Origin of the sequence: Mycobacterium sp., from assembly GCF_049608025.1 — a bacterium.
Taxonomy (GTDB): Bacteria; Actinomycetota; Actinomycetes; order Mycobacteriales; family Mycobacteriaceae; genus Mycobacterium.
In genome coordinates this window covers 1-22,143 of record NZ_JBMYXC010000044.1, presented here as the reverse complement: position 1 = coordinate 22,143, position 22,143 = coordinate 1, and the positions used below count along the sequence as shown (strand labels likewise).

The window sequence follows — 22,143 nt, the reverse complement described above, 5'->3', positions numbered from 1 at the left end:
GGCTACGTCGACGCGTTCGCCGTTGCCTCGGCATCGGCGGGCCCGGCGCCGGCCGCGTCGGAAGGCTTACCCTTCAGACCCAGCCAGAATAGGTTGATCAGCAACTGAGCCGCCTCGTCAGCGTCGGCATCGCCGGTGCTGACGCGCGAGGCCACCGCCTCACCCGCGCCCACCAGTGCGATGGCCATGAGGTCGAAGTCGGCGTCCGGTTCCGGGAATCGGGTACCGGAACGCAGCAGACGTCCGACGAGTTCGATGATGCGTTCGCGGCCCTCCCGCACGGTATGGGCAAACCGCTGAGAGCTCGTCGCCTGGGTATAGAGCACCATCCAGGATGTGCGGTGGGCATCGATGTACTGCAGAAACAACAGAACCGCGCTGCGCAACAACTCTTTTGGCGGGTCGTCGAAGTCGATTTCGGTACGGACCTCGTCGACGAACCGGGTCAGCTCCCGATCCAGGCAGGCGCCGAACAACTCCTCTTTCGAGCCGTAATAGAGGTAGAGCATCGGCTTGCTGATCTGCGCCTCGGCCGCGATCGCATCCATCGAGGTCTCGTGGTAGCCGTTCACCGAGAATATCTGGACAGCGGCATCGAGCATCTGCTGCTCACGGACAGCACGCGGCAACCGCTTGGTTCCACCTGGCATGCGCTGTGCCTTCCCCGCCGAAACGCGACGTGTTCCTACCCACAGGGTAAGCAATGGCCGGCGAATCAGCCGCCACAGCTTGGCGAGGGGCCCTTGAACGCGGCGATCCGCATCACCGCGGCGTCCACGCCCGCCATCGACAGTTCGCCGGCCTCCACCGCCTGCTCCAAGCGGTCCAGCACTGCGGGCACCCCGGCGGTCGTCACCCACAACGCGACGTCGGCTCCGGCCTGCAGGGAGCGCAGCACCGCGTCGGCGACCCCGAATCTGTCGGTGATGGCCCGCATGCCGGAAAGGTCGTCGGTGAACACCGGCCCATTGAACGGTGGACCGCCGTAGTTGCCAGATCGCAGCAGTCCATAGGCCGCCGGGCTCAGACTCGCCGGCTCGCTGCCGGTCAGCCCGGGGATCTCCATGTGTCCCACCATGACCCCCACCGGGGCCTGGGTGGTCAGCGTCCGGTAGGGCACCAGGTCGCTGGCCTGCAGATCGGCCAGTGGGGGCGTGACGACGCTGCCGGCGTGCGAATCTCCCGATGCATTGCCGTGCCCCGGGAAGTGCTTGAGCACCGGCAGCACCCCCGCGTCACGGAGTCCACGGGCGTAAGCGCCGGCGTAGTCGGTGACCGTGGTCGGATCCGAACCGAAGGACCGATCGCCGATCACCGTGCTGGCCGGCGCGTCGGTGACGTCGACCACGGGTGCGAAGTCGACGGTGATACCCAGGCCGCGCATCTGCCGGCCGCGGTCGAGCGCGATGCCGTAGACCTCTTCGGGCGTCCTGGTCTGGGCCAGCACCCGGGGCGCAGGCTGTGAACCGATCAGGCTCGACAGCCGCGAGACGCGGCCGCCCTCCTCGTCCACGCTGACCGCCAGCGACAATGGTCCGGCCGCAGCCGCGACGTCGGCCAGCGAACCGTCCGACAGCATGGACAGATCGGTCCAGCTGCCGATCATGATGCCGCCCACCTGGTGCGTGTCGACGACCGCGCGGGCATCCGCGGCACCGGACACCCCGACCATGAGGAGCTGCGCGAGTTTGGCCCGCGTCGGCATCGCGGCCGGATCGCCGCAGACCGGCGCCATCGGCGCGGGCGCGGGAGCGGCCGGCGCGGCCGCAATACCCTGGGCCGGGCCGGCAGCCATCGACAGTGGCAGGCTGGTTGCCGATGAACGGGGTGACTCGGTGGTCGACGTGCATCCCAGGGTGAACGCAGCTGTCGGCAGCACCGCCATCACCGCGAGCAGAGCACCAGGGGCTTTCAATAGAGCTCGGGGCATAACAGACGACACTAACGGCAGCGGCGGTCGCGTTCGAAACCCTGGTCCGCTACCGGCTGCGTCATGGACTGATCGCACCGCCTCCGTCGTGCCGCACGTGCTAGTTTTGGCGCCATGGACCGGTTTCTCGTGCCCGCCGCGGCCAGCATCGTCGTCGGCCTGCTCTTGGGCGCGGCTGCTGTATTCGGAGTGACGTTGATGGTGCAGCAGGACACCAAACCACCGCTACAGGCGGGCGACCCGGCGTCATCGGTGCTCAACAGGGTCGAGTACGGCGACAGAAGCTAGATCCGGGTCGCGACGCTCCTGCCCTCCGCCGTTAGCCGTTCCCGCCCAGTAGCGGCCGAACCACTTCCCCGACGCTGGCTTTGGGTGGCCGCCGCGGCGGCACTGGCCCTGAGTTTCGCCCAGTCGCCCGGACAGATCTCACCCGACACCAAGCTCGATCTCACTGCCAACCCGCTGCGATTTCTGACCCGCGCATTCAGCCTGTGGAACAGCGACCTGCCTTTCGGTCAGGCGCAGAACCAGGCTTATGGCTACCTGTTTCCGCACGGCACTTTCTTCCTCGCCGGTGACCTACTGGGCGTGCCGGACTGGGTGACGCAAAGGTTGTGGTGGGCGCTGCTGCTGACCGTCGGTTTCTGGGGCCTGTTGCGGGTGGCCGAAGTGCTGGGCATCGGCAGCCCTTCCTCCCGGGTGATCGGCGCCATCGCGTACGCGCTCTCACCGCGGGTGCTCACCACCATCGGCGCGATCTCATCGGAGACGCTGCCGATGATGCTGGCGCCGTGGGTGCTGCTACCGGTGATCATCGCTCTGCGCGGCGGGAATGAGGGCGCGGGTGACGACCCGACTGGACCGGGGCTGAGGATGCTGGCCGCGCGTTCGGGCCTGGCCATCGCGCTCATGGGTGCGGTCAACGCCGTCGCGACGCTGGCAGCCTGTCTGGTCGCGCTCGTCTGGTTGGCCTGCCATCGCCCCACCGCGGTGTGGCGGCGCTTCACCGCGTGGTGGCTGTTGTGCGCGGTGCTGGCCGTGACGTGGTGGGTCGTCGCGCTGGTGCACCTGGGCCGGATCAGCCCGCCGTTCCTGGACTTCATCGAGTCCTCCGGCGTCACCACCCAATGGATGTCGCTGACCGAGATGCTTCGCGGCACCGGCGCGTGGACACCATATGTGGCTCCGGCCGCCACTGCGGGTGCGCCGCTGGTCACCGGTTCGGTGGCGGTGCTGGCGACCACGCTGGTGGCGGCCGGCGGCCTGGCCGGGCTCGCGCTGCCGACGATGCCCGCCAAAGGCAGGCTGATCACGATCCTGATGCTGGGTGTCGTGCTGCTGGCCGCAAGCTACGGCGGCGGATTGGGGTCACCGATCGCGCACCACGTCCAGGCGTTCCTCGACGCGGACGGCACTCCCCTACGCAACTTGCACAAGCTGGAACCATTGCTGCGGCTGCCATTGGCGCTGGGGCTGGCCCATCTGCTCGGGCGCATTCCATTGCCGGGCAGCGCGCCGCGGGCAGCGTGGCGGGATGCCTTCGCCCACCCGGAGAAGGACAAGCGCATCGCCGTGGGCATCGTGCTGCTCACCGCGCTTACCGCCGCTACGTCGCTGGCCTGGACCGGCCGGCTGAGCCCACCGGGTGCGTTTGACGCGATCCCGCAGTACTGGCACGACACGGCGGACTGGCTGGATGCGAACAACACCGGATCACCTCAGCCCGGGCGGGTTCTGGTGGTGCCCGGCGCCCCGTTCGCCACCCAGGTGTGGGGAAACAGCCACGACGAGCCGCTCCAGGTGCTGGGCAGCAGTCCCTGGGGTGTCCGAGACTCCATCCCGCTGACCCCGCCGGAGACGATCCGCGCCCTGGATTCCGTGCAGCGGCTGCTGGCTGCCGGACGGCCGTCCGCAGGCCTGGCCGATACCCTTGCCCGTCAGGGTATTTCGTATGTGGTGGTGCGCAACGACCTGGACCCCGACATGTCCAGATCGGCGCGCCCCATCCTGGTCCACCGGGCGATCGAAGGTTCGCCGGGCTTGAGTAAGGTCGCCGAGTTCGGCGATCCGGTCGGCCCGGGCAGCCTGGAGGGGTTCGTCACCGACAGCGGGGTGCGCCCGCGCTACCCCGCCATCGAAGTCTTCGCGGTGCAACAGGCTGCGCCGGGTGGCTCCACAGCGTCTGCCCCCTACCTGGTCGATGCCGACACGATGGCCCGCGTGGACGGCGGGCCGGAGGTGTTGTTGCGCCTCGATGAGCGACGGCGGCTATCCGGCCTGCCACCACTGGGTCCGATGCTGCTGACCGCGGACTCGCTGCGCGCAGGGCTGCCCGCACCGGTCGTCACGGTGACCGACACTCCGCTGGCGCGCGAAACCGACTACGGCCGCGTTGACGACCACTCCTCGGCAGTTCGCACTGTCGACGATCCGCGCAACACCTTCAACAGGGTGCCCGACTACCCCGTCCGAGACACGGAACCGGTCTACGCACAATGGGACGGCGGCCGCATCTCGGTTTCGAGTTCGGCGTCGGACTCCACGGCGCTGCCCAACGTCTCGCCCGCCTCCGCGGCTGCCGCAGCCATCGACGGCGACTCGTCCACCAGTTGGGTCTCCAACGCGCTGCAAAACGCAGTCGGCCAGTGGCTGCAGGTCGATTTCGACCACCCGGTGACCAACGCCACCGTCACGATCACCCCGAGTGCCACCGCCGTCGGCGCCCAGGTGCGACGGCTCGAGGTGGCCACTGTCAACGGCACGAGCACGGTACGTTTCGAAGAGGCAGGCAAACCGGTGACCGTCGCGTTGCCCTACGGCGAGTCGCCCTGGGTACGGATCACCGCCGTGGCTACCGACGACGGCTCCCCCGGCGTGCAGTTCGGCATCACCGACTTCACCGTCACCCAGTACGACGCGAACGGTTTCGCCCACCCGGTGAGCCTCCGCCGCACCGTCGAGGTACCCGGTCCGCCATCGGGTTCAGTTGTCGCCCAATGGGACCTGGGCTCCGAGTTGCTGGGCCGGGCGGGCTGCGCCGAGAGCCCCACCGGTGTTCTTTGTGCGGCGGCGATGGCGTTGTCCTCCGAGGAGCCGGTCAACCTGAGCCGAACTCTGATGGTGCCGGAGCAGACAACGGTGACGCCGACCGTGTGGGTCCGTGCCCGCCAGGGTCCGAACCTCGCCGACCTCATCGCAGCGCCCGGTATGACAAGGGCCGCAGGCGATTCCGACCTGATCGACGTCCTCGGGTCGGCCTATGCGGCCACCGACGGGGATCCCGGCACGGCGTGGACGGCACCTCAGCGCATCGTGCAACCGCACACTCCTGCCACGCTCGTTCTGAAGCTGCCGGAACCGCAGACGGTGGCGGCGCTGAGGGTGACGCCGAGTTCGTCCGCGCTCCCGGCGGCGCCGACGCTGCTGGCCGTCAACCTCGGGGACGGGCCGGAGGTGCGCCGCCTCACCGGAGGCCCTCAGACGGTGGAGCTCACGCCCAGCGTCACCGACTCCATCACGGTGTCGCTGCTGGACTGGAACGACGTCATCGACCGCACGGCACTCGGTTTCGACCAGCTCAAGCCCCCAGGGCTGGCTGAGATCGTGGCGCTCGACGCAGGTGGCGTGCCGATCGGGGCCGCCGACGCAGCCACCAACCGCGCCCGCGCCATCAGCGTGCCGTGCGGGCAGGGCCCGATCATCGGCGTCGCGGGCCAATTCGTGCAGACTTCGGTTACCGCGACCGTCGGAGCTCTCCTCGACAACGCGCCGATCCCCGCGCGTCCCTGTCGCGATGAGCCGATCACGCTCCCTGCCGGTCCGCAGGAACTGCTGATCAGCCCCGGTCCGGTGTTCATCGTCGACGGGATCCAACTGGCTGCCCCGCCGGGCGCCCGACTGGGTTCGGCCACCACCTTTCCCGCCGACGCCGGCAGTTGGACCAGCGACCACCGCGATGTCGAGGTGCCACCGTCGGAGGCGACCCGGGTCCTGGTGGTGCCCGAGAGCGTCAACCCAGGGTGGGTCGCACGCACCAGCAGCGGCGCGGCGCTGACCGCGGTCACCGTCAACGGCTGGCAGCAGGGGTGGGTTCTGCCGGCAGGAACTGCCGGAACTCTCACGCTGAGTTTCCCGTCCAATGCGACCTACCAGGCCGGGCTGATCGGTGGCCTCGCCCTGCTGCCGATCCTGGTCGGCTTGGCGTTCCTGCCGGCTCGGGGCACGCGGGCCGTCAATTCGCCGGCCCCGCCGAGGAACCCGGCGACGACCGCACGCGGTACGGCGCTGGTCGTAGCGGCAACAGTGATCTCCGGCGTCGCGGGGGCCGCGGTAGCCGGCATCGCGCTCGGCTTCCGGCACCTGCTGCGCGCGCGCGAAACACTATGGCAAAGAATAACTGTCGGCACCGCCGCGGCAGGACTCGTCCTCGCAGGCGCGGTGCTCAGTCAGCATCCGTGGCGCTCGGTGGACGGATACGCAGGACACTCTGCTGGGGTGCAGTTCCTCACCTTGTTGTCCGTCGTCGCGGTGGCGGTGTCAGCATTGCCGTTCGACGATTAACTCGTTCGACGATTAACTACTGCCGATTGACTACTGCCGACCGATGACGCTCGGCCGAAAGCGATCATCGCGCGAAGGCCGGCTCAATCACCTCGTTGACCGCGCTGTCCAGCGGGGTCGGATCAACACGCCTCTCCCAGCGACGCAGAGCATTTCGGCATGGAGACTCGACCAACGCGTAACTGACCGCAGCGATGGCGAAGCCGAACACCACCGTCAATACCAGGACAACAGGCATGTGGCCGTTGAAGGCGAACTCACCGATCACCGGGAACACCATCGCCAGCGCGGCCAGGTGCCAGACGAACAGACCGTAAGACCAACGCCCCAACGTGACCATCGTGGCGCTGCCCAGAAACCTGTGCGGTGTATCGGGCCGGTCCAGCACCAATGGCGCCAGCAGCGCGCCGGCCACCACCGCCCCCATCGCCATCTTGACGATGAATTGATCGACGCTGCCCGGCGTGAGGCCCTCCGGGCCGGCCAACGGCGAGGCCGCCACGAGGAAAGCCACCACCGCGACGCAGGCCATCAGGACGCGGCGACGGGCCAGCCGGTGCACCCATCCGACCGGGCTGACGGTCAGTTCGGCGAGCAGCATCCCCGCCGCGAACCACGACAGAAATGCCGGCGGCCAGTTCAGAGGGTTGACACCGTAGGGCGTGTCGAGGGGAACCAACTGCCACAACAGCGCCCAGCCGAAGCTGGCGACCGCCGCGGCGGCGATGACGCCGATGCGGGCCCGCAGTGGAACCCACCGCATCAGCAGCCCCAGGAACGGTAGCGCCACATAGAAGGCCACCTCCACCGACAGGCTCCACATCTGGGTCAGGCCTGCGGTCAACGTCAGCGGCACGTAGATCTGGGTCAACGTCAGGTTCGCCAGCCATACCGTGAGGTCCGCCTTGGCATCCGGCAGCAGGGTCAGAATCACCACGACGGCTACCAGGTAACCCGGCATGATGCGCACGACGCGTGAGCGCAGATAGTGCCCGGTCGCAGGTCGCGATCGCAGACCGCGCGCCGCCGCGGCGTGCCCGCGCCACAACAGGAATCCGGAGAGGGCGAAGAACACAGCCACCGCAAGGTCGAATCGACCGAGCACCCGTCCGGAGATTCCGCCGGTGTGACCAGTCTGGAAAGCAACATGGGTGACTACCACCCCGATGGCCGCGCAGGCGCGCATGCCCTCGACGGCGGGCAAGAATCCGCGGGTTCCGCCGACGGTGCCGGCGTCCGCCGGAAGCACACCCGTCACCGTCACGGTTCCGCTCACGAGCACCAGTGTGCCCGCCTGGTCGACCGAGACGAAAACGGGTAGTCATGCCCGCAGCGGCCCTGGAGATCGGGCGTCTTCGTGAACACGATGGCGAAGAGGTCGCAGTAGGCCACGGCCCCGGCGTGTGCTGTTAGGGTCGAACAGGTTTTGGCACGTCACCGACAGCCGACACGGTGGGGTAGTGGCCAGTGGCGGCGCGCGAAGGGAGACACGGTATTGAACCGCGCAGTTGCGCTGCGGATCGCCGCCTGCGGAATCATGGGGCTCGGTGCCGCCCTGCTCATCGCGGCACTACTGCTGTCCACCTACACCACGGGCAAGATCGCCAAGATCCCGCTGAACATCGATGCGACGCTGGTCAGCGACGGCTCCGGTGAGGCGTTCGATCCGGAATCCCTGAACAGCCAGCAGTTCGTCATCGACGAGGACGTGCCGCTGGTCATGCAACAACAGATCAGCGTGGAGTCACCGTCCAACGCTGACGTGGTGACCCTGCAGGTCGGCAGCACCCTGCGGCGCAGCGATCAGCAGCGGGACAACGGCCTGCTGCTGGCGATGGTGGACACGGTCACGCTGGACCGCACGACCGCGCTCGCGGTATCCAGCGAGAGCAACCCCGGTGGTGCCATCCAGAAGCCTCGGACGATCGACAGCGAGGACCCCCCCACCAACATCGCGCTGCCGCACGAGGGGCTGACCTACCGCTTCCCGTTCGACACCCAAAAGAAGACCTACCCGGTGTTCGACCCGATCGCCCAGAAAGCGTTCGACGCCAACTACTCCGGCGAGGACGACGTCAACGGGCTGACCACCTACAAATTCAACCAGAATGTCGGCTACGACTCCGACGGCAAGCTCGTGGAGCCGGTGAAGTACTCGTCGTTGTACGACGACGACGCCGACTCCCAGGCGACCGCCCCGGCCGGCATGTGGGGCATCGAGGCGGACGACCCCGAAGAGCCGATCACGATGACGCGCTACTACGCCGCTCAGCGCACGTTCTGGGTAGATCCCGTATCGGGCACGATCGTCAAGCAGACCGACCGCGCCCATCACTACTACGCGCGCGACGCGATCGAGCCCGAGGTGACGTTCGTCGACTACAGCGTGACCACCAATGCGGAGTCGGTCGAATCCCAGGTGGCGGCCGCGCAGGATGAACGCGACACTCTCGCCTTGTGGAGCCGCATCCTGCCCATCACCTTCACCGCACTGGGACTCATCGCCATGGTTGGCGGCGCCCTGCTGGGGTCCTTCACCCTGCGCGCGGAGTCCATGCTGATCGATCCCGGCCTCGACGACGCCGGCCTGCGGTTCTTCGGGGGACGCGGCGATGAGGGCGAACCGGTGCCGGGGGCAGAAGCCAAGACCGAGAAACTTCCGGCCGCACGGCCGTCCGACCTGAAACCGGACGAACCCAGCTGATAGCGCGTTTCCTTGCGCCCGTTCGGGCGCGCTCGGTGGCGGCGCCGATCTATGCGTTGGTGCTGACCCTGACGGTCATGGCGCCGTTGTTCTCCCCGGGTTATCTCCTGTTACGCGACGCGGTGTCCACGCCACGGTCCTATCTGTCCGATTCTGCGCTCGGGCTGTCCCAGGCCGCGCCACGGGCGGTGCCGCAGGATTACGCCGTGGCGCTGGCGTCTGCGCTCCTGGATGGCGGCCTGGTGGTCAAGGCACTTCTGATGATCAGCCTGTGGTTGGCCGGCTGGGGGGCGGCGCGACTGACGGCCGCCGTGCTGCCCGACGCCGGAATCCCCGGCCAGTGGGTCGCCGTGACCATCGCGATCTGGAATCCCTATGTCGCAGAGCGGCTTCTGCAGGGGCACTGGAGCTTGCTGGTGGGCTACGGCTGCCTGCCCTGGGTGGCGGCGTCGGTGCTGGCTTTGCGTACCGGGAACGGGCGTGGAAGCACCGGGCGCGAGCTTGCGCCGCCCCCGGTTTGGCCATTGCTGTTCTGGATCGCGCTGGCTGGTCTGACTCCCACCGGGCTGCTGCTGGCGGTCGTGATTGCGTTAGCGACCGGATTGGCGCCGGGTGAGGGCCGGTCGCGGACCTTCTGCGCGGTGGTGAGCCTGGCTGCCGCGACAACTGCTGCGCTGCCCTGGCTGGTCGCCGCTGCCGTCGCGGGTGAATGGGCGGAAACCGCCAATGCGTCAGGGGTGACGGCGTTCGCAGCGCGTGCAGAGCCCGGACTGGGCACCCTCGGGAGCCTGGCCAGTCTCGGTGGAATCTGGAACGCCGAAGCGGTACCTGCTTCGCGGACAACGCTTTTCGCGCTAGTCTCGGCAGCCGCCCTGCTGGCCATAGTTGCGGTGGGGGTCCCGTTGCTGAGCCGTCGAAGGGGCGCCGTGCCGTTGCTCGTCGTCGCTGCGGCGGCCATCGTGGGGCCGGCCCTGATGGCAACCGGTCCGGGTCTGGCACTGCTGGAGACGGTGACCACCGCGGTGCCGGGGTTGGGCGTGCTGCGCGACGGCCAGAAGTGGGTGGCGTTGGCGGTGCCCGCTTACACCCTGGCCGGGGCTGCTGCGGTGATCACACTGCGCCCGCGCATCCCTGCGGCGGCCACGGCGGCGGTCTGCTGCGCGGCGCTGGTGACGACGATGCCCGACCTGGCCTGGGGAGTCGGCGGCCGGGTGTCACCTGTGCGGTACCCCGCAGGCTGGACGATCGCGGCCGCGGTCATCAATGCCGACCCCCGACCGGTCGCGGTGTTGCCGGTAGACACCATGCGCCGGTTCGAGTGGGCTGGCGACGCCCCGGTTCTCGATCCGTTGCCCCGATGGGTGCGTGCCGAGGTGTTCAGCACCGGTGATCTGACCGTCGCCGGGCGCACCGTGCTCGGCGAAGGTTCCCGCGCCCGCGAGATTCAGCGGTTGCTGGTCTCCGGGGCGGATCGGGGGCAGCTTGCCGCCGCAGGTGTGGGCTGGGTCGTTGTCGAAGGTCCCGATCCTGGCCTGGCGCTGCCGGTGAGTTACCGCGACAAAGACATCACCGTCTACTCCGTGGGCGGGCAGACGCCGCGGGCCCCACACCGAACCGCAATGCTCGCAGCGCACGCGATGTGGCTGGGTCTACTGGGTTGCGGCCTCGTCGGGATGCTGCTGCCCTGGCTGCGCCGGCGGCCGGTTCAGGCTGCGCACAAAGCCGGCACGAACCCCTAGTCCGGCCGGCGACACGCCACCAGCAGGTGGGTGATTCTCGCGCACGGCGTTGAGTCAGATCACGCCGCTGCTCAGGCTGCCGGCGTGCACCGAATCCAGTACCACCCGCATCGCGTCAGCGCTCTGCTCCCAGGAGAACTCACCGCTGCGCACCTGGGCTTTGGCGCCCAACTGCTCGCGCATGATCTCGTCGGACAGCACCCGATCGAGTCCGTCCACCAGGCCTTTGTAGTCGGCAACGAGCAACCCGGTGACCCCATCGACAATGGAGTCCGACAGACCACCGGAGGACCGGTAACCGATGGTGGGCACCCCGTGCTGTCCGGCCTCGACGACGGCCAGGCCCCATCCTTCCTTGCGGGAGGGCAGCACCTGCACCCAACTGCTCTGCAGCACCGAATGCTTGGTGTCATCATCAACGTGGCCATGGAAGGTCACCGCGCCGGAGATGTCGAGCCTCTTGGCGTGCGCGAGGAGCCGCTGCGCCCACCAACCGCCTCCCAGTACGTCCAGGTGTAAGTCCGGAATCCGCGCGCGTAGTTGGGCCACCGCCTCGAGCGCGTCCTCGATCTGCTTGTGCGGCACCAACCGGGACAGCACCACCACCCGCGGCGTCTCCGACCGCGGCATGGTCAGGGTGCCGCCGGGAGCCGCGTCGATCCCATTGCGAACGATGGCGACGCGGCCGGCGTCCACTCCGAGCAGGGTGAGATCCCGCGCCGAGGGCAGCGACACCGTGACGTACTGGTTCCGCCGATGCAGGCGCGGTGACACCTGAGATTCCACGAACCAGCCGATGCGGCCCATCAACCGGCCTGCCACCGGCCACTGCTGGCGGTGGCAGTGATGCACCAGCACGACCACCCTCCTGCGGTACACCAACCGGGCCAGGAATGGCAGGCCGTTCTGGGTGTCGACGACAACGTCAGGACGTGCGCGGCGCAGCGGGCCCAGACCGATCATGGCCGCAGCCATCGCCAGCCCGGCCCACACGTATACCGAGTAGCGCCCGCCGACGCGCTGAATCTGGACGCCGTCGAGCACCTCACGCCGCGCGGAGCCGGGGTAGCGGGCGGTTCGCAGGGTGACGCGGATCCCGGACTGAGCTAGTTGCGCGCCGATGCGCTGCAGGTAGGTCTCGCTGCCGCCGCCCTGTGGGTGACCGGTGTCGCGCCAGCACAGCAGCAGAACCGATCGGACCCGGGCGGATTCGGCGCACGGGTGGGTCGGGGCGGCAGACATCGCGGTTCAGACTAGTCGGAGGGCGACCATCGCACCCAGCGCGTCCTAAGGTGGCCCCGATGACGACTTTGGGGCTTTGGGCGCGGCAGGCGACGCTGTCGCGGTCGCTGCGCCTGCTGGCGGAGTTCCGATTCGAGCAGAGTGACCCGGACCGGTTCTACGGCGCGCTCGCCGCCGACACCGTGCAGATGGTCACGGCCCTGTGGGCTTCGGTCAACGGCTCCGCAACAACGGGTCTGCACGTGCTGGATGTCGGCGGTGGCCCCGGCTACTTCGCGTCGGCGTTCACCGGTGCCGGCCTCCGTTACATCGGTGTCGAACCGGACCCTGGCGAGATGCACGCCGCCGCACCTCGACGGCATTGCCCCGCAGGGGTATTCGTCAGGGCTTCGGGCACCGCGCTGCCGTTCGCCGATGCCAGTGTCGATATCTGTCTGTCGTCCAACGTCGTCGAACACGTCGCTGAGCCGTGGCGATTGGCCGATGAGATGCTGCGGGTCACCCGGCCCGGCGGTCTGGCCGTGCTGTCCTACACCGTCTGGCTGGGGCCCTTCGGCGGGCACGAGATGGGGCTGACGCACTACCTCGGCGGCCGCCGGGCCGCCGAACGATACGCCCGCAAGCACGGCCACCGAGCCAAGAACGACTACGGCTCGTCGTTGTTCGCGGTGTCGGCGTCCGACGGTCTGAAATGGGCCGCGAGCACCGGCGCTCTGGTCGCCGCATTCCCCCGCTACCACCCACGATGGGCTTGGGGACTGACCAAGGTGCCGATGTTGCGGGAATTCACGGTGAGCAATCTGGTGGTGGTCCTTCAGCCGTCCGGGCGCCACTGACCGTCGGACTGCAACAGGTTCTCGTTTTGCCTCGAGGTCGGTACTGTGGCGCTCATGACACAGAGCACCGCGAGCACGTCCACTGGGTTCACGTCGGAGGGGTTCACTTCGGAGTGGGACAAGCTCTTCATCGGCGGCAGGTGGGTCGAGCCGACCACCTCAGATGTGATTGAGGTGCGCTCCCCGGCCACCGGCGAACTGGTCGGCAGGGTGCCGCTTGCCTCGGCAGCCGACGTCGACGCCGCGTGCCAGGTCGCACGCAGGGCCTTCGAGGAAGGTCCGTGGCCGCAGATGTCTCCGGCCGGGCGCGCCGAGATTCTGGGCCGCGCTGTCAAGATCATGGAAGAGCGCGGCGATGAGCTGAAATTCCTGCTGGCGGCCGAAACCGGCCAGCCGCCGACGATCGTCGACATGATGCAGTACGGCGCTTCCATATCGGCGTTCAACTATTTCGTCGGTACCGCCGACAAGTTCCCCTGGCAGGAGATCCGGGACGGCATCTACGGCCAAACCCTCGTGGTCAAGGAGCCGGTCGGCGTCGTGGGCGCTGTCACGGCGTGGAACGTGCCATTCTTCCTGGCCGCCAACAAACTCGGGCCCGCACTGCTGGCCGGCTGCACCGTCGTGCTCAAACCGGCGGCCGAGACCCCGCTGTCGGTCTTCGCGATGGCGGAGATGTTCGCCGAGGCCGGGCTTCCCGAAGGCGTGCTCTCGATCGTGCCCGGCGGCATGGAAACCGGACGAGCTCTAACGGCCAATCCGGAGGTGGACAAGTTCACCTTCACCGGCAGTTCGGTGGTCGGCAAGGAGATCGGCAAGCTGGCCGCCGAGAAGCTCAAACCGTGCACGCTGGAGTTGGGCGGCAAGTCGGCGGCCATCATTCTCGAAGACGCAGACCTGGACTCGACCCTGCCGATGCTGGTGTTCTCGGGCCTGATGAACAGCGGGCAAGCCTGTGTCGGACAGACCCGGATCCTGGCACCACGATCCCGCTACGACGAGGTGGTCGAGAAGTTGTCCGCGGCCGTCGCCGCGATGCCGATCGGCTTGCCCGACGACCCCGCTGCCATGGTCGGCCCGTTGGTCAGCGAGAAGCAACGGGAACGCGTCGAGGGCTACATCAGTAAGGGTGTCGAGGAAGGCGCACGGGTCGTCACCGGGGGCGGGCGACCCGAGGGGCTGGACAGTGGTTGGTTCGTCCAGCCGACGGTGTTCGCCGACGTCGACAACGCGATGACCATCGCCCAGGAGGAGATCTTCGGCCCCGTGCTCGCAGTCATCGCCTACGAGGACGAGGACGACGCGGTGCGCATCGCCAACGACTCGGCCTACGGCCTGGCCGGCAGCGTGTACACGACCGACAACGACAAGGCGCTGCAGATCGCGCGCAGAATCCGGACCGGCACCTATGCGGTCAACATGTACGCGTTCGACCCGGGCGCACCGTTCGGGGGCTACAAGAACTCCGGCATCGGCCGTGAGAACGGCCCCGAGGGCATCGACGCGTACTGCGAATCCAAGAGCATCCTGCTGCCGTTCGGCTACACGCCGCCCACCTGAGCCGACTGAAGCTCAGCCCGCGCGGACACGTCGGCTCAGATCAGAAACCGTCTTCGGACAACTCCATGGCAGTGAGGTCAGCCGCGGTCAGGATCGCGCTCTGCGCCGTCAGCCGCGGCAGGACGTTCTTGGCGAAGAACTGCGCCGCTGCGACCTTTCCAGCGTAGAAATGGCGGTCACGTTCGTCTGCTCCGCCGTTCAAAGCTGCCAGAGCGACCTCGGCCTGCCACAACAGCAGCCAGCCTATGAGCAGGTCACCGACCGCGAGGAGGAACGGGACGGATTCCAGGCCAAGCCGATACAGCTCGCGGGGGTTCTTCTGCGAATCGAGGAGGAACCCGGTCATCGTGGTGACCATTTTCTCCACGTCTTCGACCGCAGTGGTCAGCAATGCCCGGCCCTCGGCGAGTTCTGGATCGGGCGAGCCGGCCTCGAGGAACTGCCGAAGTTGGGTGACCACGTGCATCAGTGCCCCGCCCTGATCCCGAGCGATCTTGCGGAAGAAGAAGTCCTGCGCCTGGATCGCGGTGGTGCCCTCGTAGAGCGAGTCGATCTTGGCGTCGCGGATGTACTGCTCGATCGGATAGTCCTGCAGGAACCCCGATCCGCCGAAGGTCTGCAGCGACTCTGTCAGACACTGATAGGCACGCTCGGAGCCCACGCCCTTGACGACCGGTAGGAGCAGATCGTTGACTCGGCCCGCCATCGCGGCGTCCGCGCCGGAGACGATCTCGGCGACCGCCACGTCCTGATGCGCGGCGGTGTAGAGATACAGTGCGCGCAGACCCTCGGCGTAGGCCTTCTGGGTAAGCAGCGCCCGGCGTACGTCGGGGTGGTGGATGATCGACACCCGCGGCGCGGCTTTGTCGGTCATCTGCGTCATGTCGGCGCCCTGCACCCGGGTCCGCGCATAGTCGAGTGCGTTGAGGTAACCGGTAGAGAGCGTCGCGATTGCCTTGGTGCCCACCATCATTCGCGCATATTCGATCACCCTGAACATCTGCGCGATGCCATTATGGGCGTCATTGATGAGCCACCCCACGGCCGGCGGGCCGTGCTGGCCGAACGTCAGTTCACAGGTCGCCGAGGCTTTCAGCCCCATCTTGTGCTCGAGACCGGTAACGAAGACACCGTTGCGCTCACCGGGCGCACCAGACTCTGGATCGAAGTGGAACTTCGGCACCAGGAACAGGCTGAGGCCCTTGGTGCCCGGGCCCGCACCCTCCGGCCTCGCCAGAACCAGGTGCACGATGTTTTCGAACACATCGTCGGTGTCACCGTTGGTGATGAATCGTTTGACGCCGTCGATGTGCCAGGTGCCGTCGGGCTGCGGAATCGCCTTGGTGCGGCCTGCGCCGACGTCCGAGCCGGCGTCGGGTTCGGTGAGGACCATCGTCGCCGCCCAGTTTCGTTCGATCATCAGCGACGCCCAGTGCCGCTGCTGCTCATTGCCGATGGCGTAGACGACGTCCGCCATCTTCGGACCCGCGAGGTACATGAACGCGGCCGGCTGAGCGCCGAGAGCGAACTCGTTGATCGCCCACTCGACCATCGAGGGCGCCGGCACCCCGCCGATGTCCTCTGCCATGGCGACGCGGAACCAATCCCCGTCGTGCCAGATCCGGAGAGCCTTCTTGAAGGATTCGGGAATGCTCACAGTATGGGTTGCGGGATCGAATGTCGGTGGGTCGCGGTCGGTGTCGGCGAACGCTTCCGCCAACGGCCCCTCGGCCAATTTGGCAGCCTCGTCGAGCATCTGGCGCACCGAGTCGGCGTCGAGGTCACCGAAGGCGCCCGTCGCAAGAACCTTCTCCAGTGCAAGAACCTCGAAGAGATTGAACTCGAGGTCGCGAACGTTGCTCCTGTAGTGGCCCATGAGGCGCCTTCCGTCCAGCTGGAAAATCTCGCCGTTGCTGCGGTTTTGCTCACAGCCTACGACGCCGCGGCCGTTCGCCGGTCGGATCAAGCCTGTCAGTTTCGGCGGGGAACGCCCCCTGGTCTCAAACCAGGTTGGTCTTACAGCCCTGCAATTGGATGACGACGTCGTCGACCGGCATGTTATTCGCCCCGATCATGACGATCCGAGTGGACGGAGTTGTCTGACCCCAGGGCGCGTCCGGGGTGATCGACACCCGTCGCCCGACGGCTTGCAGGATGCAGCGACGATGGGGTTCGGCTGAGCTCGCCACCACGCCCTTCATCCGGTAGACGCTCCCGGGTAGCCCCTTTGCCACGCTCATCAAGCGTTGCGGGTCCATGGGCTCTGTGGTGCTGAAGCTGGCCGTGGCGAATTGCGCGCGGTGAGTGTGCTCGTCACTGGCGCCGCGTTCGACGCCGTCCACCAAACTTGCGCCGTCCACCAAACTGGCGCCGTCAGTTCTACCGATGCCGAGGAGCACGTCCAGCGGTGCATCGCCGTAGGTGGCAGGGACGTAACGGATGCGATGTGCCCTGTTGTTGATCCACGCCTGTACGTCGTTGAGCCGTTCTGAGGAAACCAGGTCGGTCTTGTTCAGCAGCACCATATCCGCGCACACGATCTGACGCAGCTTGTGTTCCATCAGATCTGGGATATCCAGGAACTGCTCGCAGTCGAGCACCGTGATGATCCCGTCGAGCCGGAGCCGCGCGGCGAACATCTCCTGGGAGAACGTCATGGCCAGGCTCATCGGCTCGGCCACACCGCTGGCTTCGAGCACGATGTGGTCCGGCTTGATGTCGCGTTCCAGCAGGGCGATCGTCGCGGCCACCAGATCGTCGCGCACCTCGCAGCAGACGCACCCGTTGGCCAGCGAGACCATCTCCTCATCCACGCCCACGACGAGATCCGCGTCGATGTTGATCTCACCGAAATCGTTGACGAGCACTGCGATCTTGCGGCCATGGTCGCCGGTTAGGATGCGATTGAGCAAGGTGGTCTTCCCCGCTCCCAGGAAACCGGTGAGCACCGTTACGGGTACAGGATCTTCCTCCGCAATCTGACGAGCCACCGACGACACCTCGGTGTCGTGCGCGTCAGTCGACGTCATACCCGAAGTTCTCCATCATCTGCCGTATGGGCATCGTCAGCGGCTCAGGGAGCTGGACCAGCGGCTCCTTGTACACATCCGGCGGGTAGTACTTGTGCGGATCGATCTCCAGATCCCGGCTGAGCTGCTCCTGCTGCTCTTCGCGCGGCAGGCGAGGACGCGGAAGGTCCAGTTCGTCTGGAATATCCTTGGTACCCAACACCTTTCGGAAATCAGGAATCCTTGATCCGGTCAGCCCCGGCAGTACTGCCTTGCGGATCCAGATCGCCTCCGAGGTCACATTGACGGTCACCACATCGGGGGCTCCGAACGCCAGGAACCCGTCCCAATGTGCCCGGATGCCAGCGACGGTCTCGGCGATCAGGTCCTCTTCGAACTCGATGTGAGTCACCATGCCGATTCGGGGGTTGACCTGCTTCATCAAGTAGCCGGCCGCATAGTGCGGGGTGTGATGGGTGTCGATCGTGTAGTCAAAGAGCCATTCGGGCACTCCGTATTTCTGCTGGATCAGTCTCGCGGTGTCGGTCTGGCATTCCGTGACGAACACGTCAACACCCTCGGCGTACTTGGCGGTGAGTTCGTCGGGTCGACCGTCACCGGTCCAGACGAAGCTGAGTCCATTCCAATCAAGTCGGTACGCGCTCGCACCGTCCTTCGCGTGTGAGCGCCGCCAATGCCTGACCTGAGCGCCGTTGCGGTCAAAGCAGACGCCGTTCTCGTCTTTCCAGTCGAACTCGTTCACGTCGACTTCGTAGCCATCCCCGATCGGGAAGTGGTCGAAAGCCTCCAGGTGCCACCGCAGCATCTGCTTCATCCCGTCGACCATTCCCTGGGTACCCAGTTCGGGTGTCCGGCCCGACGGACCGTGGACCCGAAGCGGGGTATAGCGGCCCGACCACGCGGAGAACGGAAGGAGGTAAGAAAGATCGTGGTAGTGGTCGACGTGAAGGTGGCTGATAAAGATGTCGTTGACTTCTTGCTGTGGCACCTGCATCGAGATGATGTTGCGCAGGCAGCCGGGACCGAAGTCGAAGAACAGCCGTTCCCCGTTGCCCAACTCGACCATGATCGACGTCCCGGCCTGATCCCGCCGCGGCGGGAACGGCGTCGAACCCACGAACGAGATCCGCATCTCATCAGGACCGAGCTCTTCGGTGCCGGGGAAGTACTGGTTACGGCTCTGCACCGAGGGGGTCGGCTTGAAGTAATCAGGCAGGCTGATCCCGGTGCCCGGGCCTCCGCCGTATGGATTGGTCGGCATCGCAGTCATGGCTGTGGAGTAAATCAGAGTCACCACCGACTCGATATCCACAACCGGAACTGGCTCTGAGTCGGCATTCACGGCCGACTCGACCAACGCCAGCATGGACCTACGCTCGATCACCGCGCCTTTGATGACGGTCTGGGCTCGATCCCGTAGCCGATCTTGACGGCTTGCCACCGGTACTGAAATTCTTCGATCCAGCGGGGTAGTACTTGCCATAAGCCCACTTACCGGCCGTCCGCCCTGATTAGAATCTCGACCAGAACCCGCTGAACGTCGATACCGAAGGGGCCACGTTGAGCTCGCCAGATATCGACCCGTCCGAAAGCGCGCCGTCCGAGATCGCGCCGTCCGAGATCGCCAAGTGGGATCCGGTGCTCACCGGGCGGGTGATGAGCTTGCTCAAGCCGTTCCTGAAGGGCTATCACCGCGCCGAGGTGCGCGGGCTGGACACCTTCCCGGCCGGCGGCGCCCTGGTGGTGGCCAACCACTCCGGCGGCATGTTCGCGATGGACATTCCGGTCTTCGCCTCCGGCTTCTACGAGGAGTTCGGCTTCGACCGGCCGGTGTACACGCTGAGCCACGACATGATCATGTTCGGTCCAACGGGAGCTTTCTTCAAGAAAGCTGGATTCATCCCCGCCAACCACAAGAACGCGGACGAGGCGCTGCGCTCGGGTGGTGTCGTCGTTGTCTTCCCCGGCGGCGACTACGACGTCTACCGCCCCTCGCTGAACGCCAACAAGATCGACTTCGACGGCCGGACCGGTTATGTGCGAGCCGCCATCAACGCGGGCGTTCCCATCGTGCCCACGGTTGGGATCGGCGGCCAGGAGAGTCAACTGTTCCTGACCCGCGGAACCGACGTGGCCAAGGCGCTGGGTCCCATCGCGCGGCTGTTCCGCGCCAAGATCCTGCCGGTGTCGTTTGGGTTCCCGTTCGGCCTTTCGGTCGTGCTTCCGGTCAACGTGCCGCTGCCGGCCAAAATAACGATGAAAGCGCTACCTCCGATCGACATCATCGAGGAGTTCGGCCAGGACCCAGACATCGATGAGGTCGACGCGCACGTCCGACGGGTGATGCAGCGGGCCCTCGACGAGTTGGCCGATGAACGTCGCCTTCCGGTGCTGGGCTGAGCAGGAGCTGGAAAATGGCAATCACTGACCCGCTCACCAACACTTTCGGCCTGCTGTCGACGATGCTGCGCGCCGGCATCATCGCGCCGATGCGCCCGGACAAGTACCTGCGTATCGGCACGGCGATGCAGCGCGAGAACATGGCCATCACCTCGGGGTTCGCCGCGTCGGCACAGCGCTGCCCAGACCGGGCCGGCCTGGTCGACGAGATCGGCATCCTGACCTGGCGGCAGATCGACCGGCGCGCAGATGCATTCGCCGCCGCACTGCAGGCTCTGCCCGACGGCCAGCCCGACATCATCGCCCTGATGGCCCGCAATCATCGCGGATTCATCGACGCATTGATCGCTGCCAATCGGATCGGCGCGGACCTGCTGCTGCTGAACACCTCGTTCGCCGGGCCGGCGCTCGCTGAGGTGTTGAAGCGCGAGGGTAGCGAAGACGGCCAAGCGAAGTCGGTCGCGGTGATCTACGACGAGGAGTTCACCAAGACGGTCGACCGCGCGCTTGCCGACATGCCTGCTGCTACCCGCATCGTCGCGTGGGCCGACGCCCCGGAATCGCTCCCAGAATCGTTGCTGACCGTCGAACAGATGATCGCCGACCACGACGGGCAGGAGCCGGAGCGCGCCAGCACGCGAAGTAACACGATCCTGCTGACATCGGGCACCACCGGGACACCGAAGGGCGCCAAACACTCCGGCGGTGATCTGGGCGCCTTCAAGACAATTCTCGACCAAACCCCCTGGCGAACAGATCAATCCGTCGTCATTGCCGCGCCGGTGTTTCACGCCTGGGGGTTCTCACAACTCGCCTTCGCGGCATCCATGGCCTGCACGATCATCACGCGTCGCAAGTTCGATCCCGAAGCCACCCTCGATCTCATCGATCGGCACCGGGCCACCGGGCTATGCGTCGTGCCAGTGATGTTCGACCGCATCATCGAACTGCCTGAAGAGGTCCTAGACAAATACAGCGGCGGCTCCCTGCGCTTCGCCTCGGCCTCCGGGTCGCGGATGCGCCCTGACGTCGTCATCGAGTTCATGGACCGTTTCGGCGACATCATCTACAACAATTACAACGCCACCGAAGCCGGCATGATTGCCACCGCCACACCCCGCGACCTGCGCGCTGCGCCCGACACTGCGGGTAGACCCGCCGGCGACACCGAGATTTTGGTCTTCGATGCCGAGTTCAACGAGGTTCCTACCGGCGAGGTCGGCAGCATCTACGTCCGCAACTCCACCCAGTTCGACGGCTACACCTCTGGGCAGACGAAGGACTTCCACGAGGGCTTCATGTCGTCGGGGGACGTCGGCTATCTCGATGAGGACGGACGGCTGTTCGTAGTCGGACGTGACGACGAGATGATCGTCTCCGGCGGAGAGAACATCTACCCGATCGAGGTGGAGAAAACACTGGCCACCCACCCCGATGTGGCTGAGGCCAGCGTGCTCGGGGTCGACGACAGCAAGTACGGCCAGCGTCTCGAGGCCTTCGTCGTGCTCACTCCCGGAGCTTCGGCCACACCGGACACACTCAAGCAGCATGTTCGCGAAACGCTGGCGAACTACAAGGTGCCGCGGGCCGTGACCCTGCTCGATGAACTCCCCCGCAGCATCACCGGCAAGATCTCGCGCAAAGAGTTACAGGGCCGGGCCAGAAAGGCCCAGCCGGCCAAAAAATCCCAGCCGGCCAAAAAGACACAATCGGCCAAAAAAGCCCCACCGGCCAAGAAGGCCCAGCCAACCAAAAAGACGCAACCAAGCAAGAAGACGCAGCAGGCCAAGAAAGCCCAACCGGCCAAGAAGGCGCAACCAGCGACGAAGGCCCAGCCGGCCAAAAAAGCCCAGCCAACCAAGAAGACGCAGCCGGTGAGAAAGGCGCAGAAGAAGACGCCGCGCAATGGCTAAACCCCGCCCGTTGCTGCGCGCGATTGCTGAACTAGCCAACGCCGCCAACGGTGCACGCCCGCTGGCCCGCGAGGGCTATCCGACGCTCCCGGTCTTCGCGTTCGGGTGGCCCACCTCCGAGATGTCGCCGCTGTACATGGCGGGCTCCATGTTGGATGCGGTACGCCGCGGCATCCGCGGCGATTTCAGGGGGCCGCGCGGGCGGATCGCGCTGCTGATCACCGCGCTCG

Annotated in this window: 14 protein-coding genes and 2 pseudogenes; 9 read left to right on the top strand and 7 right to left on the bottom strand. The window is 66.6% G+C overall.

Translation table 11 applies throughout. The annotated features are described in order from the left end of the window. Positions 1-2 precede the first annotated feature (2 nt). Both ACPGXI_RS13750 and ACPGXI_RS13745 read right to left on the bottom strand, forming a co-directional pair. Complete coding sequence (locus tag ACPGXI_RS13750) at positions 3-650, bottom strand: TetR/AcrR family transcriptional regulator (RefSeq protein ID WP_526653774.1); 648 nt, start codon at positions 648-650, stop codon at positions 3-5. A 65-nt stretch (positions 651-715) separates the two neighbouring features. Then, the gene (locus tag ACPGXI_RS13745) at positions 716-1,795 is read right to left on the bottom strand and encodes a glycoside hydrolase family 3 N-terminal domain-containing protein (protein ID WP_526653790.1); all 1,080 of its coding nucleotides are present in this window, start codon (positions 1,793-1,795) and stop codon (positions 716-718) included. A gap of 249 nt (positions 1,796-2,044) precedes the next feature. Here ACPGXI_RS13745 and ACPGXI_RS13740 point away from each other — a divergent pair, with 249 nt between their 5' ends. After that, entirely contained in the window at positions 2,045-2,218 is a 174-nt protein-coding gene (locus ACPGXI_RS13740) for a DUF2613 domain-containing protein (RefSeq protein WP_014813542.1), read from the top strand. Positions 2,219-2,302: 84 nt separating this feature from the next. Continuing rightward, complete coding sequence (locus ACPGXI_RS13735; protein ID WP_526653772.1) at positions 2,303-6,490, top strand: alpha-(1->3)-arabinofuranosyltransferase domain-containing protein; 4,188 nt, start codon at positions 2,303-2,305, stop codon at positions 6,488-6,490. Between the two features lie 64 nt (positions 6,491-6,554). Here the strand turns inward: ACPGXI_RS13735 and ACPGXI_RS13730 are convergent, their stop codons facing one another. Further along, on the bottom strand, positions 6,555-7,676 hold the full coding sequence (locus tag ACPGXI_RS13730) for an acyltransferase family protein (protein WP_526653788.1): 1,122 nt from the start codon (positions 7,674-7,676) through the stop codon (positions 6,555-6,557). Positions 7,677-7,985: 309 nt separating this feature from the next. Between ACPGXI_RS13730 and pgfA the strand changes: the two genes are divergently transcribed. Together pgfA and ACPGXI_RS13720 are read left to right on the top strand one after the other, a co-directional pair. Next, entirely contained in the window at positions 7,986-9,194 is a 1,209-nt protein-coding gene (gene pgfA, locus ACPGXI_RS13725; RefSeq protein WP_526653770.1) for a cell envelope lipid trafficking protein PgfA, read from the top strand. 35 nt (positions 9,195-9,229) lie between these two features. Further along, the gene (locus ACPGXI_RS13720; protein WP_526653768.1) at positions 9,230-10,933 is read left to right on the top strand and encodes an MmpA family trehalose lipid delivery protein; all 1,704 of its coding nucleotides are present in this window, start codon (positions 9,230-9,232) and stop codon (positions 10,931-10,933) included. Between the two features lie 54 nt (positions 10,934-10,987). Here the strand turns inward: ACPGXI_RS13720 and ACPGXI_RS13715 are convergent, their stop codons facing one another. Next, on the bottom strand, positions 10,988-12,175 hold the full coding sequence (locus tag ACPGXI_RS13715) for a glycosyltransferase family 4 protein (protein ID WP_526653766.1): 1,188 nt from the start codon (positions 12,173-12,175) through the stop codon (positions 10,988-10,990). 59 nt (positions 12,176-12,234) lie between these two features. On the opposite strand from ACPGXI_RS13715, the gene ACPGXI_RS13710 reads away from it, so the two are divergent. Beyond that, positions 12,235-13,011, top strand: a complete 777-nt coding sequence (locus tag ACPGXI_RS13710) for a class I SAM-dependent methyltransferase (protein WP_526653764.1) — start codon at positions 12,235-12,237, stop codon at positions 13,009-13,011. Between the two features lie 54 nt (positions 13,012-13,065). Then, entirely contained in the window at positions 13,066-14,571 is a 1,506-nt protein-coding gene (locus tag ACPGXI_RS13705) for an aldehyde dehydrogenase (RefSeq protein WP_526653762.1), read from the top strand. 40 nt (positions 14,572-14,611) lie between these two features. Here ACPGXI_RS13705 and ACPGXI_RS13700 read toward each other — a convergent pair whose 3' ends face one another. The 3 genes from ACPGXI_RS13700 to gntH all read right to left on the bottom strand — a co-directional run bounded on the left by ACPGXI_RS13700 (position 14,612) and on the right by gntH (position 19,041). Beyond that, positions 14,612-16,447, bottom strand: a complete 1,836-nt coding sequence (locus ACPGXI_RS13700) for an acyl-CoA dehydrogenase C-terminal domain-containing protein (RefSeq protein ID WP_526653760.1) — start codon at positions 16,445-16,447, stop codon at positions 14,612-14,614. 124 nt (positions 16,448-16,571) lie between these two features. Next, positions 16,572-17,600, bottom strand: a complete 1,029-nt coding sequence (locus tag ACPGXI_RS13695; protein WP_526653758.1) for a CobW family GTP-binding protein — start codon at positions 17,598-17,600, stop codon at positions 16,572-16,574. Continuing rightward, the gene (gene gntH, locus ACPGXI_RS13690; protein ID WP_526653756.1) at positions 17,587-19,041 is read right to left on the bottom strand and encodes a guanitoxin biosynthesis MBL fold metallo-hydrolase GntH; all 1,455 of its coding nucleotides are present in this window, start codon (positions 19,039-19,041) and stop codon (positions 17,587-17,589) included. The genes ACPGXI_RS13695 and gntH overlap by 14 nt, the downstream gene beginning before the upstream one ends. Positions 19,042-19,256: 215 nt before the next feature. Here gntH and ACPGXI_RS13685 point away from each other — a divergent pair, with 215 nt between their 5' ends. The 3 genes and pseudogenes from ACPGXI_RS13685 to ACPGXI_RS13675 form a co-directional block, all read left to right on the top strand. Next, complete coding sequence (locus ACPGXI_RS13685) at positions 19,257-20,000, top strand: 1-acyl-sn-glycerol-3-phosphate acyltransferase (protein WP_526653786.1); 744 nt, start codon at positions 19,257-19,259, stop codon at positions 19,998-20,000. A gap of 14 nt (positions 20,001-20,014) precedes the next feature. After that, positions 20,015-21,658 (top strand): annotated as a pseudogene (gene fadD12, locus ACPGXI_RS13680) (acyl-CoA ligase FadD12); the annotation flags it as partial. A gap of 247 nt (positions 21,659-21,905) precedes the next feature. Beyond that, positions 21,906-22,143, top strand: a pseudogene (locus ACPGXI_RS13675) (alpha/beta hydrolase); the annotation flags it as partial.